Source organism: Bradyrhizobium sp. USDA3010, from assembly GCF_056429065.1.
In genome coordinates this window covers 373,293-387,456 of the sequence record NZ_JBWJZD010000004.1, presented here as the reverse complement: position 1 = coordinate 387,456, position 14,164 = coordinate 373,293, and the positions used below count along the sequence as shown (strand labels likewise).

The window sequence follows — 14,164 nt, the reverse complement described above, 5'->3', positions numbered from 1 at the left end:
TATGAGCCTCGAGACAGTCCGTGCCTTCTTCGCCGAGAAGGCGCCAGATATTTCCGTGATCGAATCCGCTGTGAGCTCTGCGACCGTCGCCTTGGCGGCGGAGGCCTATGGCGTCGAGCCGGCGCGGATCGCCAAGACGCTGAGCCTGCGGGTCGGCGACCGCGTGGTGCTGATCGTTGCCGCCGGCACGTCGCGGATGGACAACAAGAAGGTGAAGGCAACCTTCGGCGGCAAGCCGAAGATGCTCAGCCTCGACGAGGTTGCCGACATCACCGGCCACGAAGTCGGCGGCGTCTGCCCGTTCGGCCTGAAGACGCCGCTGCCGGTGTATTGCGATGTGTCGCTGAAGGCATTCGACGTCGTGGTCCCGGCCGCAGGCTCGACCCACAGCGCGGTACGCATCACGCCCGAGCGGATGGCCGAGCTGACCGCGGCCGAATGGGTCGACGTCTGCGAAGTCAGGTCTCAGACAGAAGTCAGTCCGTAGAGACTAATCCTCGTCATCGTCGGGCCGGGGCGGCGCAACCGGGGCCGGCTGCATCTGCTGCGCGCGCGGCCGCTGCATCGTCTGCGGCTGCGGTGCGCGCCCCTGAGTTTGCGCCCGTTGTTGCGCATTCGACTCGAACACCGCGCGGCAGGAACTGCCAAGCAGCGCGGTGTTCTGCCGCAAGCAGGCGACGATCCGATTGGTGTCGGGAATCTGATCGCTGCACAGCCGCATGACGTCCGGCGTGCACGCCATCTGCTGTTCCCAGGTGCCGCGATACTCCTGCGATAACGCAGGCGCCGCGGCGCCAAGGCCGCCGATCGCGATCGCTAAGCTCAGGACAATCCGCTCCGTCTGCATGCCCAGTGCCCTTGTTCGTTGAGTTCGGTTCGTCGAGTTCGGTTCGTTGAGTTCGATTTCATCCGCGCGCACGGGTTCCGCGCGGCGACTTGCTTCAAAAATGGCAAATGAATGCGGCCAAGGATCGTTCGCGCAGACAACTAAATGTGAAGGCCAATGAGCCCAAGTTCCCGTCCGCATGATGCAGGAGCGGGACGCTTATCTGGAGCTCCCGCGTGTCGCAGCCGATGCGCTTCAGCTCGCCCCGCGTGCGGGCAGAGGAGCGCAGTGCCGTCGCGGTCGACCGAATCTCGGTATGCTTTAGTGCTTGCGCGCCGCCTTGCGCGTCTTTCCAACCGACCGCTTCCTGGCCGCGCCGCGCTTGGTCGCGGTCTTCTTGGTGGCGGCTGCGCGGCGGACCGGGGCGGCCGCAGCCAGACGCTTGCGCGGCACGGCCTTCTTGACCGCCTTCCTCGCCGAATTCTTGGCTGCCTTCTTGGCTGCCTTCTTCGCGGCTTGCGGGCGCGCGCGCCGTGCTGTCGACGCACTCCGGCGCCGCGCTCCGCCTCCCCCGACGGGAACGATGTGGTCGTCCGCATCGAGCGCGAGCTGCTGGAGCGGATATGCCGGCAGGAAGCTCGGATCGTTGTAGAGCTTGCTCAGACTGCCCTGATCGAACTTGCCGCCCTGCCCGCGGTCCTCGCCCGCACCGGCGCGCCAGGCCGCTTCCCAAACCCGGGCAAGCGTCTTGGCGCCGTCCTGCATGCAGGCCGCGGTGGCGTCCTTCAGCTTCGACCACATCACATCGACCTGGCCGCTTCCCATGTGGGAGTTGAACAAATTGACGATCGTCGTCGGCGGCAGCCGCTTTACGGTTCGCTGCATCAGCGCGACCACGGCGACCGCAGCATCGCGCCCGGTCGGCGTGCCGCCCGGGGCGATCTCCGCGACGTCGCTGGTCCGGGCGTCGGGGATCATCTTGATGAGATCCTTGCCGTGGCGGCCGATCATCGTGGTTTCGTACACGCTGTGCACCTTGGCGTGCGCCTTGTCGTTCAGATCGAGGCCGTGGTGGAATTGCGAGATGTGCAGCGGCTGGCAGGCATCGCCGATGTAATGCGCGACGATTCCCGCGGCACAGACGAATTCCAGCTTCTTGTTGGCGGCGGCATATTCGACCATCTCGTCGAAGATCTGCCAGACCCGGAACGGCAACGCGCCGCGGCGGTCTTCGCCGATCCCTTCGTAATAGTCGTTCCAGACTTTCGGATCGACGTTGCGCGTCGACTCGGCGCAAAGATCCAGCAGCGTCTTGCCGTCCTTGCCCGGCTTGTCCATGTCGGCGAAATGGTTGCTCTCGTCGGTGTGCCGGGTAAAGCGCCAGACCAGGTCGGCGACGTCGGCCAGCGGCGCGAATGCCCCGCGCTGATATGGCTTGAGGTCGGCAAGCAGCTTGTCGTCGAGGCCGATATTGTCGGCATTGGCGTCCATCATGCTCGAGAGCTTGGGAAGCTTCGCATCGATCAGGCCGGTCGCATAGGCGCCGATCTTGACGTGTCCCCATTCGCCCCAATACTCGGTGTGGCCGGCGTTCCAGTCGCCGATCAGCTCGACATCGAGCTCGCGGCACAGCGTCGCCATGCAGATGCCGAGCGCGACCTGCATCGGAATCTTGCCGCCCGATCCGAACAGTTCCTGGCCACCCCATTCCAGCGCCAGGGGACTGAGGATGCGCGCGCCGCCGGCATTCCTCTTCGCGTCCGGATCGTCGAGAAACCAGACCGTGCCGGAATCGCCGGGATAGTTGTTGAGCGGCGTGTCGCCGTCGCGCGGACCGATCACGAAATCGCTGACATATTCCATGCCGCCGACGGTCTTGTAGCGATAGAACAGGCCGATGATCTTGCCCTTCATCAATCCGCTGGTCGCACCGAAGGCGATCAGCGGCTGGTTGATGATCTCGAGGCGGAAGGTGCCGACATTGAGATCGACGACGTCGCCGACCTGTCCGACGCCGTAGACCTGCGCGGTCCAGCCCTTGACGTCGTCGACGCGGATCAATCCGGCATCGAGATTGGCCACCACGCGCGCGCCGGGCCAGCCGGGATAGACGTCGCTGAAGGCGCGCTTGCCGAGTTGCAGCGCATCGCTGACGCCGAGACGGCGCTCCGTGTTCTTGAAGCCGGCGAAGATCTCGCGCCCGGCCGCGCCGACGACGTGGCGGTTGGAGAGTGCAAACACGGTCTCGCCATTGGTGACGAGACAGCCGATCGAGCCGCGATGGATCTTGCCCTGGATCATGGTCTGAACCGGAAAGCCGCCGCCGACCAGATCGCTCTTGAACACCGGCGGATCGACGACGCCGGGGCTGTCCTCGTTCGGGTCCACCTTGACGACGCAGGTGGGCACGACGCGCCCGTCAGGCAGATACAGGAAAGGAGGCACCAGCTGGTCCTGCTTCTCCGGATGGTTCTTCAGCTCGGAGCGCTTCATCCAGTCCCGGACAAAGACGAGGATGCAGGGCCACGACCAGTCCTTGACCGACGAATTGAACAGCGTGCGCGGTCCGAGCGCCTGCGGCTTGGAATGGTGCCGCCGTTCGGTCGCGTTGCGGTCGCTGTCGCGGATCAGATAACGGCCGATCGCCGTGGCGTAGACCGATTGCAGATGGGCCAGATGCACGTGATAGGCCTCGCGGGCATCGAGCAGATCCTTCACCGACAATGACGTGAAATCGTGCTTGGTCAGATCAATCATCTGGTTCCTCCGAAAATGCGCTTTGCGGCAACAGGTTCAGGACGCAGAAATAGACGATCGCGGCGGCCCACGATCATGGGTTAGTTCACACAACTTATACAATTTAAAAGGGATGACACGAATGTGACGGGTCACGCGGCCTGCAGCCTGCGTGTGCGGTGCCGACTACTTCCGGTGAGCACGGCTCTCTATTTCCGCTGGGCGCGGCCTTTGGCGAAATGGCTGGCGAGGAAATCCGCCAGCACTTCGACGCGGGCGGGACGCGGGCCGCCGGGCGGCGTCACGAGATGCACGGCACCCTCCGGCTGCTTCCAGCCTTTCAGGATCACTTCGACTTCGCCGCGCGCGATCGCATCGCCGACGATGAAGTCGGGCAGATCGGCGATGCCGAGGCCGGCGAGCAGCGCGGGCATCACGGCCTCGCCATTGTTGACCCGCAACTGGCCGGCGGGACGCACGCTCGCCTGCTCGCCTGACGCGTTGGTGTAGTGCCAGACGCCCTGGGTCGAGAGATAGGCGTAGCCGAAGCATTTGTGCTCGGCGAGATGCATCGGATGGGTCGGCCGGCCGTAGCGCTTCAGATAAGACGGCGCCGCCACCGTGTAGCGCGGCATGCCGCACAGCCGCCGCGCGATCAGCGAGGAATCCGGCAGCCGCGCGATCCGCAGGCCGGCATCAAAGCCTTCGCCGATCAGATCGACCGTCGCGTCGCTCAGATGCAGATCGATCGCGACCTCCGGATAGGCCTCCATGAATTCCGGCAGCAGCGGCGCCACCGTCTTGACGCCGAAGGTCATGGGCACCGCGAACCGCACCAGGCCCCGTGGCGTGGTCGATTGCGCCAGCGCCTCGCTCTCGGCGGCCTCGCCGTCGGCCAGCAGCCGCGCGGCGCGCTCCGACAATTTCTGGCCGGCATCGGTCAGCGCCAGCCGACGCGAGGTGCGGTTGAACAGCCGCGCGCCGAGCCGCTCCTCCAGCCGGCTGACCGCCTTCGAGACCGTCGCCTTGGACAGCGAGAGCTCGGTCGCGGCCGCCGCAAACGACCGTAATTCCATGACTTTTGCGAAGATCGCGAGCGCCTCGAAGTCCGGCAGTTTCGACATGGGCCGCTGTCCTGATCGTTCAATTCGGAAACAATGAGTTTCAATAGTTTCTATTTCTATACCACAGCCGGAGGCATATCCAAGTGCCATCAAATTCAATCGGTGGAGAAATCCAAATGACCAAGAAGCTCTCAGGCAAGGTTGCCCTCGTCACCGGCGGTTCACGCGGCATCGGCGCGGCCAGCGCCCGCGCACTCGCCGCGGAAGGCGCCAGCGTCGCGATCAGCTACGTCGCGTCTCCCGAAAAGGCGGAAGCCGTCGTCGCCGAGTTGAAGGGCAAGGGCGTCAATGCCCGCGCCTACAAGGCCGACCAGGCCTCGTCATCCGATGTCGATCAGCTGGTTAAGACCGTCGCCAAGGATTTTGGCCGGCTCGACATCCTCGTCAACAACGCCGGCGTCGCATCCGGTGGTGCGGTCGACGATCCCAAAGCCGACACCGCGACGCTCGCCCGCCAAGAGGCCATCAACGTCGACGGCGTGATCACCGCGATCCGCGCCGCCTCGAAGCTGATGGGTGAAGGCGGCCGCATCGTCACCGTCGGCTCGATGCTCGCCGATCGCGCCTCGTTCCCGGGCCTCGCCGACTACGTCGCCAGCAAGGCGGCCGTTGTCGGCTACACCAAGGGCGCGGCGCGCGACCTCGGACCGCGTGGCATCACCGTGAACGTGGTGCAGCCGGGCTCGATCGACACCGACATGAACCCGAAGGACGGCGGCGAGTTTGCCGAGACGCAACGCTTGCAGCACGCGCTGCAGCGCTTCGGCCGCCCGGAGGAAGTCGCAGCCGGCGTCGTATTCCTGGCAAGCCCGGAAGCCTCCTTCGTGACCGGTACCGTGCTCAACGTCGACGGCGGCTTCGGCGCCTGACCCGCAAATCATCTGGAGACGCCGGGCGCGATGCGCCCGGTCTCCCCTCAACATCGACATCAAGGGGAAAGACCATGATCGAACTGAAACCATTCGCAGAGCTTGGTGGCGCCGACCACGGCTGGCTGAAGGCCAAGCACCACTTCTCGTTCGCGAGCTACTACGATCCCGACAATGTCAGCCACGGTGCGCTGCGCGTGTGGAACGACGACGAGATCGCACCCAACTCCGGCTTCCCGGCGCATCCGCATGCCAACATGGAGATCATCACCTATGTTCGCGAAGGTGCGATCACGCACCAGGACTCGCTCGGCAACAAGGGACGCACCGAAGCCGGCGACGTGCAGGTGATGAGCGCTGGCAGCGGCATCCGTCACTCCGAGTACAATCTGGAACCGTCCAAGACCAAGATCTTCCAGATCTGGATCGAGCCGACGACGAAGGGCGGTCACCCGACCTGGGGCTCGAAGCCGTTCCCGAAGGCGGACCGCTCGGGCAAGCTCGTCACCATCGCCTCCGGCATCGCCGGCGACAACGACGCGCTGCCGATCCGCGCCAATGCGCGGGTGCTCGCCACCACGCTGAGGGCCGGCGAGAGCGCGGAATACGCCGCCGACAAGGCCCGCCACCTCTATCTGGTGCCGGCGGCCGGCAGCATCGAGGTCAACGGCGTGCGCGTCAATGCGCGCGACGGTGCCGCGATCCGCGATGAAGCCAAGCTGAAGATCACCGCGCTCGAGGATGCCGAGCTCGTGCTCGTCGACGCGGCCTGATCACCACTCTCCTGCATGCGCGGACGAACGTCCACGCATGCTCCTCCCCCCAAATCATCTTCCCCTACCTCAACCCCCAAAGGAGGCCATCATGGCCAAGGTTCTCGTTCTCTATTACTCCGCCTACGGTCACATCGAAGCGATGGCGAATGCCGTCGCGGAAGGCGCGCGCGAAGCCGGCGCCACCGTCGATATCAAGCGCGTGCCCGAGCTCGTGCCGGCCGAGGTCGCGAAAGCCTCGTACTACAAGCTCGACCAGCCCGCGCCGATCGCAGAGATCAACGACCTCGCCAATTACGACGCCATCATCGTCGGCACTGGCACCCGGTTCGGCCGCATGTCCTCGCAGATGGCCAACTTCCTCGACCAGGCCGGCGGGCTCTGGGCCCGGGGGGCGCTGAACGGCAAGGTCGGCGGCGCCTTCACCTCGAGCGCGACCCAGCATGGCGGCCAGGAGACCACGCTGTTCTCGATCATCACCAACCTGTTGCATTTCGGCATGACGGTGATCGGACTGAACTACGGCTTTGCCGGCCAGATGAAGCTCGACGAGGTCACCGGCGGCGCACCCTACGGCGCCACCACGATCACCGGCGGCGACGGCAGCCGCCAGCCCAGCGAGAACGAGCTCGCCGGCGCGCGCTATCAGGGCCGCGCGATCGCGGAGACTGCGAAGAAGCTACACGGCTGAGCCATGCAGCCGGGCTCCACGCCCGGCTGATGCTTACGCGATAGGGCGGCACTCCAGACGATTGCCGCCCAATCTGCCGCGCTTCGACGCGCCGGTTCCCGAAGTCATCGGGACCATTTTCATGATATGCCGCAAGGGTTCTTGTCGGCGCAGCCCTGAGGTTTGCCATGACCAACACACAGAAGACCGGCTGGCCGGAACTGCCGACCGCCGCGTGGCGCGACAGCAGTGCCACGCTCCAGCTCTTCACCCAGATCGCCGGCAAGATCCGGCTGGCGAAGTCGCCTTGGCTCAATCACTCCTGGCACGTCACGCTCTATGTCACGCCACGCGGACTGACGACCTCGCCGATCCCAGACGGCGATCGCTCGTTCCAGATCGACTTCGATTTTATCGAGCACACGCTCCGCATCGCGACCAGCGACGGCACCGAGCGGCAGTTCGCATTGGCTGGTCAATCGGTCGCGAGCTTCTACGCGGCGATCATGACCAATCTGAAGGAGCTCGGAATCGAGGTCGCCATAGACGAGATACCGAACGAAGTCGCCGACCCGATCCGGTTCTCGCAGGATACGCAGCATGCCGCTTACGACGCGGATGCCGTGCGCCGGTTTCATCAGATTCTTGTGAACTGCGACCGCGTGTTCAAGCAATTCCGAACCGGTTTTCTCGGCAAGGCGAGCCCGGTTCATTTCTTCTGGGGCAGCTTCGATCTCGCGGTCACGCGCTTCTCCGGCAGGACAGCGCCGCGGCATCCCGGCGGCGTGCCGCATCTACCCGATGAGGTCGCGCACGAAGCCTATTCGCACGAAGTCAGCAGCGCCGGCTTCTGGCCCGGCGGCGGCGCAATCGACTATCCGGCATTCTATTCCTACGCCTATCCGGAACCCGCGGGCTATCGCGGCACGCCGGTGCGACCCGATGCTGCATTCTTCGGCGAGGCACTCGGCGAATTCATCCTGCCCTATGACGCCGTGCGGGTGGCTGCTGACCCGGACAGGGCGCTGCTCGAATTCCTGCAATCGAGCTATGAGGCCGCGGCCATCAACGCGAACTGGGACCGTGCTGCGCTGGAATGCACACCGGGCCAGCCGGGCGTAGTCAGAGGGGTGTAACGCCAGCGTGCCGCGGCAGCGGCTCAATCCTCCTCGCGCGATGGCGTCGCCTTGCCGAGCGCCTGCTTCAGCCGCGCCGACAACTTTGGATGGTGGCGCAGCGCCAGCACGGCGCGGTCGCGCAGTGCATAGGGCTGCCCGCGCCAGCTCAAGGGAGCACCGAGATCGACCAGCGGCGTGCGCTGCGGTCTAAACCGCCGCTTGTAGGTGTAATTGCCGATCGAGAAATCGAACTCCCGCACACCGTCCTTGTGCAGCGCCTCGATGGTGCGATCGATGATCAGCCGGCCCGGCGAACAGGCCGACCATTTCTCGCCCACATTGCTGATGCGGATCATGACGTAGCGCGAGCCGGTGCGGACGCCAAGCAGCGTCGCCACCACTTCGTCGCTTGTCGCAAGTGCGGTCATGACAGCATAGCCGCGCGCGGTGCCTTCGCGCACCAGGTCGCGATAGAAGGCGGCGCAGTCCGCATTGTCGAGCACATAATTGAGCCCAAGACCGTTCAGCCGCGCGCCCTGCTGCACTTCCGTGACGGAGAGAAGGTCCAGCGCCTCGCCGGTATCTGTGGCGATCCTGAACGCGGCGGACGGCTCACGCGTGAACACGCGCCAGCTCCGTCCCAATTCCTTGCGAACCTTCCGGTCCAGCTCGTAGCGCCAGGCGTTGTGGTCGTCACCGATGGCCAGCAGATTGCCGTTGACGACCGACGGTCCGATGCCATCGAGCAGCGCCAGCGGGTTGGATCGCGTCGCGAGCCTGACCGGCATCTTGCGAAAACGGATCAGATCGGCTCCGCCGGGCGCTTTGCGCAGCGCGGCCTGCAAATCACGCCAAAACTGCCATGCAGCGACGTCGTCGCGCGGCGCGGCGGGGCCGAGGATCGGGGCGTTGAAGTCGGTGAGGTTGAGGTCGGCGAATTCGACGATGCGGAGGCTGCCTTGCCGGTGACAGATCAGCGGCAACAGTGCAGCCCGCTCGCCGGTCGCGGCATCGCTGACGACGGCGATCAGCGGCTCGACGCCGTCGGTCGACGCGAAGGCCCGGTACCATGACGCATACCATTGCGGATGCTGGAACGCCGTCAGCGGCTCGAACGCGCCCCAGCGGGCGGCGGCATACGCCCAATCGGAAACCAATTCGACGCGATAGCCGACCGCATAGGCAGCGACCCGCGCCCCGAATTTCCCAACCGCTGTCGTCAAGACCGTCATTCCAGCACCTGCTACCGGCAAGCTCGCTTACGCCGCTTCCAATGCCGCCTTGGGCGGGTCCTTGGGCAGGTCGACAATCTTGCCGAGATCGCTCTCGTCGAGGCGGAAGTCGATCGCGCGCCGAACGGCGCGTTCGCGCTTCACCCATTTGCCGTCGCGCAGCAGCTTCTGCATCACCTGCTTGGCGAAGAAAGTCGGGCCGCGGATGCTGCGGCTGCGCGGCGTGTAGCCGAAACGATGACGCAGCATGCCGTTGGCGAGATACAGTATCTGGGCGCGGCGGATGTCGTCGTTCACATAGGAGATCGTCATCGAGATGTTGACGGTGTCGAGGTTCTCGACGCGGTGCGGCGCATTGAGCGGCCAGTTCAGCATCTGGCCGGGTTCGAGATCGATCACCTGCGCATGCCAGTCGTACCAGGGCTCGTAGGGGATATCGACCTCGACGTCGAACAGCGCGATGTTCTCGAGATGCTCGGGCCGGATGAACGGCTGCGTGCTGGGATAGATGTAGACCCGCTTGCGGCCGGCGATCTGGACCAGGCCCTGCCCCGGCAGATCGGCGTGGTAGTAGACCTGTGCGTCGGGCGATGAAATCAGGATGCCGGCCTGATGGGTCGGCGCATCGAAACCGGGAACCTTGGTGGCGATCTCGCCGAACATCCGCTCGATCATGTCGCGGTAGCGGCGATCGATCGCGGTGACGTTGCGCAGGTTCAGCCACAGGCCGCCGCGCGAAATCGCCTCGATCACCTGATGGCCGCGCAGCCTGCCGATCTCGCCCTCACGCCAGACCCGGCTCGATCCCTTGGCACCGGTCTTGACCAGGCTGTAATGCTCGCGCGGATAGTGCTCGATCAGCTTGGCGAGATCGTCCATGGAGAACGCCTGCTGCTTGTGCATGGTGTGCTCGAGCCGGATCGGCTGACGGCTCCAGAGCCTGGAATGGTTGTCATCCCAATTCGCAAAGATCTTGCCCGTCGTCATGGTCGCGCTCCTGGCTGCGCCGTTTCGCTTCATCCGATGTCCCGTTCCGGGACGAGCTGGCAGCTCTTGGGCAGGGATTGGCAAGAACGGTGCCGTTGCGTATGCGCGCGGGGTTACCCAAAGCTAATGTCTCGCCGATATGGCTAACCGCGACGTTTCTGGAGCCGGCCGCGGTGGCCGACAGGACTGAATGACTGAACCACCCCGATATCGCGCGCTGTTTCTCGGCGCCGGGCCGCGGATGCACTGCGGCGTCGGGCAGTTCACCCGCCTGCTGCAGGAGACGATCGATAAGCTCGAGCCCGGCGCTAGCACGGCGTTAACCCTGACCCAGACCGACGGCAGGATCGGCGAGATCTGGCGCGCGGTCGGCAGCGCCGAGAGCGTGGTCTGCAACTTCCCGATCGTGGCCTGGAAGCGCGTGATCGCACGCCCGCTGCTCGCGCTGCTGTTTGCCCGGCTGCGAGGCCGCAAGGTTGTCTTGATTCAGCACGAATGGGCCGGCCTCAACGGCATCCGCCGGCTGACCTATATCCCTGCGCTGTGGCTCGCCAACACCATCGTGATGTTCTCGCCGCTGGTGCGCCGCGAGCTCGCCGACGACCGCATCATGCGCGGCATGGTGCGGAAATGCGTGCTGGCGCCGCTACCCCCGAACATCGCCGCGCCGGCCGGCTTTTCGGATTCGATGCTGTTGCAGCGGCTCGTCGCGGCACGCAGCAACGGCCAGCTCATCGTCGGGCATTTCGGCTCGATCTATCCCGGCAAGCAGCCGAACGGGCTGCTCGAGATCGGCGCAATCCTGAAGCAGCGGGGCCTGGAGCCCTTGATCGTCTATGTCGGCTCCTTCATTCGCGGCACCGACAATATCGAGCAGAAGTTCTATGCCCGCGTCGCCGAGCTGGGGCTGAAGGGCGACGTGATCGTCTCCGGCTATGTCGCGTCCGATCACGAGGTGTTCGGCCTGCTCGGCGAGATCGACGTATTCTGCTATTCGCTGGTCGAGGGCCTGACCGCGCGGCGCTCCAGCATCCTGGCCTGTGTGCAGTCCGGCCGGCCGCTGATCGTCACCGGTCCGGCGCTGCCGGACGAATTCGACCACCATCCGCGCTTCAAGGAATTGATCGATCGCGGCGCCATCCTGCTGGTGCCGCGCGACGCCGACAGTGCGGCCTATGCCGACCGGATCGTCACGGCGCTGAAGCGGCCGACCGTGCCGATGCCGTTCGATTTCGACGGCTGGTGGACTGACGTTGCCAACGCGGTCCGCGCGCAGCTCTAGCTATTTTTGAGCATGATCTCCGCGCAAACGCTACGCGTTTGTCGCGAGGGAAAACCGCCTCACACTTTTCCGGATCATGCTCTACGCCCGCATCCGGAACCGGGCCAGATAATGCAGCCCGAATACCGCGATCAGGAACGTCACCCAGATCGTATCGGCGCGATCCAGGAAGAAGCTCTCCATCGACGACAGATAGAGGCCGAACAGCCAGATGCGCAGGAACAGCATCGTCAGCGGGGCATCATTGCCGCCGCGATCCGCAGCCTGGAAGTCGCGCAACGGCTTGACGACAACGGCCGCGATCAGCAGCACGAGACCCGGCAGACCGGTCCCGAGCGCGGTATCGAGATAGCCATTGTGGCTGTGCGAGGCGTAGCCCGCCCACTCCTTGCCTTCCTGCAGGTTCTGGATCGCGCTGGTGCCCCAGAACGACTCGAAGCCGTAGCCGGTCCATAGCCGCTGATGCAGCGATTCGAGCGCAAAGGCCCAGATGTCGGCGCGGCCGGTGAAGGAGGTGTCGATCGGCATCCGGCCGGCGATCGCGGCAAGCGTATCGCTCATCACGGTGCCGACGCTGAACAGATTGAGCAGCACCAGCGGCGCCAGCAACAGCAGCGCGCGGCCCCACAGCGAGCGGATCACCGGCATTAGCGCGGTCAGCATCAGCACGGCGACACAGAGCACGATCGCGCTCTTGCCGGCGGTGAAGAACAGGAACACCGCGGCGAGCGCGGTCACGGCGATGCCCGACAGCCAGCCGCCGGCCCGCATCAAATAGATGCCGAGGAAGATCAGCATCGCCATCATCGCGGCCGCGACGTTCTTGTGGCCGAATGCGCCGCGCCAGTTGCCGGCAAGCGCCGGCTCCTGCGGATCGGTGGCCTGGTGGATCGACAGATGCGGCGCCAGCAAGACGCCGAGATAACAGGTCACCAGCAGCACCAGCGCGGCGATGCCGAACCAGCGCATCAATTCGCCCTGCGATTTCGGCAGCAGCAGCAGCGTCGCGGTCACCACGATGACGAACACCGACAACGCCAGGCGGCGCAGCGAGGTGGCGGGATCGGACGACAGCACGACGGTGACGCAGATCCAGCCCGCGAACAGCAGGAAGGCCGGCGCCAGCAATGATTTCAGCGCCGGCAGATTGTCGCGCAAGGTCAGCGCCAGCATCGTCACCATCAGCACGCCGAACAGGACGTAAAGCACCGCATCCTTGCCGGAGACGACGTCGCCGACATAGAAGCCGCTCAGATCCGCGAACGGACGTAGCGATATCCAGACCAGCAAGAGGATACCGACAAAGAATGCGCCGCGGACGATGTCCATCACCGGCCGGCGCGCAATGTCGGCGATCAGCGCCCGGCTTTCCGCGGTGACGGACGACTCACTCACGACGCGATCTTGGAAGCTGCGTAAGGCTGCGGCTCGATGCCGAGCACGGCAAGCGCGCTGCCGACCGCGACCACCATCGGGTGCATCGCAATCACGGCCTGCTGCTCGCGCAGCACGATGCGAGCGAAGCGATACAGTGAGAACGGCACCAGGCCGAACATCTTGGCCTTGACGGCCGCGCGCGACCACATTGTCTGCGCCGCCTTGCGCTCGATGTGATAGTTGATCGCGCCGATCCGCAATCCGCGCCGCACGATCCAGCCGAGACTGGTCCGGGTCGAGGGAACGGTCTCGCTGATGACGGCGTCCGTGACCCAGAAGAAGCGAAAGCCGGCGCGGCGCGCCCGCGCGAAGAAATCGTGGTCGCCGCCGCCGAGGAAGTTGAAACGCAGGTCGAAGGCGGGCTGTCCGAGCTTGTCGAACACCGCGCGCCGGATCAGGCAGTTGCCGCAGCCATAGATCACCGGAACCGGACCGCTGGCATGATAGGCCGGCGCAAACGCCGGATGGCGCCTGAGACTGCCCTTGTGCTTGTCATCGAAATTCGGCCACACCGGCCCGCCGACGATCTCGGCGCCGGAGGTCTCGGCCGCCTGCACCATCCGCTCCAGCCAGTCCGGCGAGGCGACCTCGTCGTCGTCGATCATCAGGAAGTTCTGCGCGTTCGGAAAGGTCTCGAGCGCGGTCTCGAACGCCGCGTTGATCGCCTGGCAATTGCCCTGCCGCGGCTCGACGATGCAGACGCCGCTGAGCTTGCCGGAATTGAGAAACTCGGCGCCGACCGGCGCGCTCTCGCATCGCGAGGCATCGTTCTCGACCACAACGATTGCAAAGCTGCGTTCGGTGCGCTGTGCCGCCACGGACTGTAGCGTCAGCCGCAGGTGCTTCGGGCGCCGGAAGCTCGGAATGCAGATGACGGTCTCAATGGAGCAATCCAGCGCGGGCGAGACGGTTACCCAGGCGCGGTCCGCCACAGCAAGCTCGGTCGACATCTCCATGCCCTCCTGGCAATCGCGATCCGCACGACGCATCATCCCGGCACGGATCGGAATGGGACATGGCCGTCCCAAAGTGACCGACACGGGCGGCAATACGGACGCGGATCGAACCTTACGGCGACCTCATGGCAAAATCCGCTCCAGATGAGACCCG

General features: G+C 65.1%; 13 protein-coding genes. 6 read left to right on the top strand and 7 right to left on the bottom strand.

Annotation, left to right across the window (positions count from 1 at the left end; all coding sequences use genetic code 11):
- Position 1: 1 nt before the first annotated feature.
- Entirely contained in the window at positions 2–487 is a 486-nt protein-coding gene (locus AC066Y_RS09845) for a YbaK/EbsC family protein (protein WP_478273691.1), read from the top strand.
- Between the two features lie 3 nt (positions 488–490).
- Here the strand turns inward: AC066Y_RS09845 and AC066Y_RS09840 are convergent, their stop codons facing one another.
- The 3 genes from AC066Y_RS09840 to AC066Y_RS09830 all read right to left on the bottom strand — a co-directional run bounded on the left by AC066Y_RS09840 (position 491) and on the right by AC066Y_RS09830 (position 4,686).
- Positions 491–847: a hypothetical protein gene (locus tag AC066Y_RS09840; protein ID WP_478273743.1), complete on the bottom strand. Its 357-nt coding sequence runs from the start codon at positions 845–847 to the stop codon at positions 491–493.
- 300 nt (positions 848–1,147) lie between these two features.
- Positions 1,148–3,583 (bottom strand): Nal1-like putative serine protease, encoded by a 2,436-nt coding sequence (locus AC066Y_RS09835; protein WP_478273690.1) that lies wholly within the window; start codon positions 3,581–3,583, stop codon positions 1,148–1,150.
- A 188-nt stretch (positions 3,584–3,771) separates the two neighbouring features.
- The gene (locus tag AC066Y_RS09830) at positions 3,772–4,686 is read right to left on the bottom strand and encodes a LysR family transcriptional regulator (protein ID WP_342724370.1); all 915 of its coding nucleotides are present in this window, start codon (positions 4,684–4,686) and stop codon (positions 3,772–3,774) included.
- Positions 4,687–4,802: 116 nt separating this feature from the next.
- On the opposite strand from AC066Y_RS09830, the gene AC066Y_RS09825 reads away from it, so the two are divergent.
- The 4 genes from AC066Y_RS09825 (at position 4,803) to AC066Y_RS09810 (ending at position 8,134) form a co-directional block, all read left to right on the top strand.
- On the top strand, positions 4,803–5,555 hold the full coding sequence (locus AC066Y_RS09825) for an SDR family NAD(P)-dependent oxidoreductase (protein WP_212011787.1): 753 nt from the start codon (positions 4,803–4,805) through the stop codon (positions 5,553–5,555).
- Positions 5,556–5,629: 74 nt separating this feature from the next.
- The gene (locus AC066Y_RS09820; RefSeq protein WP_478273689.1) at positions 5,630–6,328 is read left to right on the top strand and encodes a pirin family protein; all 699 of its coding nucleotides are present in this window, start codon (positions 5,630–5,632) and stop codon (positions 6,326–6,328) included.
- Positions 6,329–6,419: 91 nt separating this feature from the next.
- Positions 6,420–7,019 carry an NAD(P)H:quinone oxidoreductase gene (gene wrbA, locus AC066Y_RS09815; RefSeq protein WP_478273688.1) on the top strand — a complete coding sequence of 200 codons (600 nt, stop codon included), beginning with the start codon at positions 6,420–6,422 and terminating at the stop codon, positions 7,017–7,019.
- 167 nt (positions 7,020–7,186) lie between these two features.
- The gene (locus AC066Y_RS09810) at positions 7,187–8,134 is read left to right on the top strand and encodes a DUF5996 family protein (RefSeq protein ID WP_478273687.1); all 948 of its coding nucleotides are present in this window, start codon (positions 7,187–7,189) and stop codon (positions 8,132–8,134) included.
- Between the two features lie 23 nt (positions 8,135–8,157).
- Here AC066Y_RS09810 and AC066Y_RS09805 read toward each other — a convergent pair whose 3' ends face one another.
- Positions 8,158–9,339 (bottom strand): GNAT family N-acetyltransferase, encoded by a 1,182-nt coding sequence (locus tag AC066Y_RS09805; RefSeq protein WP_478273686.1) that lies wholly within the window; start codon positions 9,337–9,339, stop codon positions 8,158–8,160.
- Positions 9,340–9,375: 36 nt separating this feature from the next.
- The gene (locus tag AC066Y_RS09800; RefSeq protein WP_478273685.1) at positions 9,376–10,335 is read right to left on the bottom strand and encodes a cupin-like domain-containing protein; all 960 of its coding nucleotides are present in this window, start codon (positions 10,333–10,335) and stop codon (positions 9,376–9,378) included.
- Between the two features lie 190 nt (positions 10,336–10,525).
- Here AC066Y_RS09800 and AC066Y_RS09795 point away from each other — a divergent pair, with 190 nt between their 5' ends.
- A complete protein-coding gene (locus tag AC066Y_RS09795; protein WP_478273684.1) occupies positions 10,526–11,617 on the top strand; it encodes a glycosyltransferase family protein in 1,092 nt (363 codons plus the stop codon).
- Between the two features lie 81 nt (positions 11,618–11,698).
- Here the strand turns inward: AC066Y_RS09795 and AC066Y_RS09790 are convergent, their stop codons facing one another.
- Together AC066Y_RS09790 and AC066Y_RS09785 are read right to left on the bottom strand one after the other, a co-directional pair.
- Entirely contained in the window at positions 11,699–13,012 is a 1,314-nt protein-coding gene (locus AC066Y_RS09790; RefSeq protein WP_478273683.1) for an O-antigen ligase family protein, read from the bottom strand.
- Complete coding sequence (locus AC066Y_RS09785; protein WP_478273682.1) at positions 13,009–14,004, bottom strand: glycosyltransferase family 2 protein; 996 nt, start codon at positions 14,002–14,004, stop codon at positions 13,009–13,011. The genes AC066Y_RS09790 and AC066Y_RS09785 overlap by 4 nt, the downstream gene beginning before the upstream one ends.
- Between the last annotated feature and the right edge of the window lie 160 nt (positions 14,005–14,164).

Excerpts from the sequence above, each read along its gene's own strand:
- AC066Y_RS09845 (WP_478273691.1), top strand. The coding sequence starts at position 2 with ATGAGCCTCGAGACAGTCCGTGCCTTCTTCGCCGAGAAGGCGCCAGAT.
- AC066Y_RS09840 (WP_478273743.1), bottom strand. The coding sequence starts at position 847 with ATGCAGACGGAGCGGATTGTCCTGAGCTTAGCGATCGCGATCGGCGGC.
- AC066Y_RS09835 (WP_478273690.1), bottom strand. The coding sequence starts at position 3,583 with ATGATTGATCTGACCAAGCACGATTTCACGTCATTGTCGGTGAAGGAT.
- AC066Y_RS09830 (WP_342724370.1), bottom strand. The coding sequence starts at position 4,686 with ATGTCGAAACTGCCGGACTTCGAGGCGCTCGCGATCTTCGCAAAAGTC.
- AC066Y_RS09825 (WP_212011787.1), top strand. The coding sequence starts at position 4,803 with ATGACCAAGAAGCTCTCAGGCAAGGTTGCCCTCGTCACCGGCGGTTCA.
- AC066Y_RS09820 (WP_478273689.1), top strand. The coding sequence starts at position 5,630 with ATGATCGAACTGAAACCATTCGCAGAGCTTGGTGGCGCCGACCACGGC.
- wrbA (WP_478273688.1), top strand. The coding sequence starts at position 6,420 with ATGGCCAAGGTTCTCGTTCTCTATTACTCCGCCTACGGTCACATCGAA.
- AC066Y_RS09810 (WP_478273687.1), top strand. The coding sequence starts at position 7,187 with ATGACCAACACACAGAAGACCGGCTGGCCGGAACTGCCGACCGCCGCG.
- AC066Y_RS09800 (WP_478273685.1), bottom strand. The coding sequence starts at position 10,335 with ATGACGACGGGCAAGATCTTTGCGAATTGGGATGACAACCATTCCAGG.
- AC066Y_RS09795 (WP_478273684.1), top strand. The coding sequence starts at position 10,526 with ATGACTGAACCACCCCGATATCGCGCGCTGTTTCTCGGCGCCGGGCCG.
- AC066Y_RS09785 (WP_478273682.1), bottom strand. The coding sequence starts at position 14,004 with ATGTCGACCGAGCTTGCTGTGGCGGACCGCGCCTGGGTAACCGTCTCG.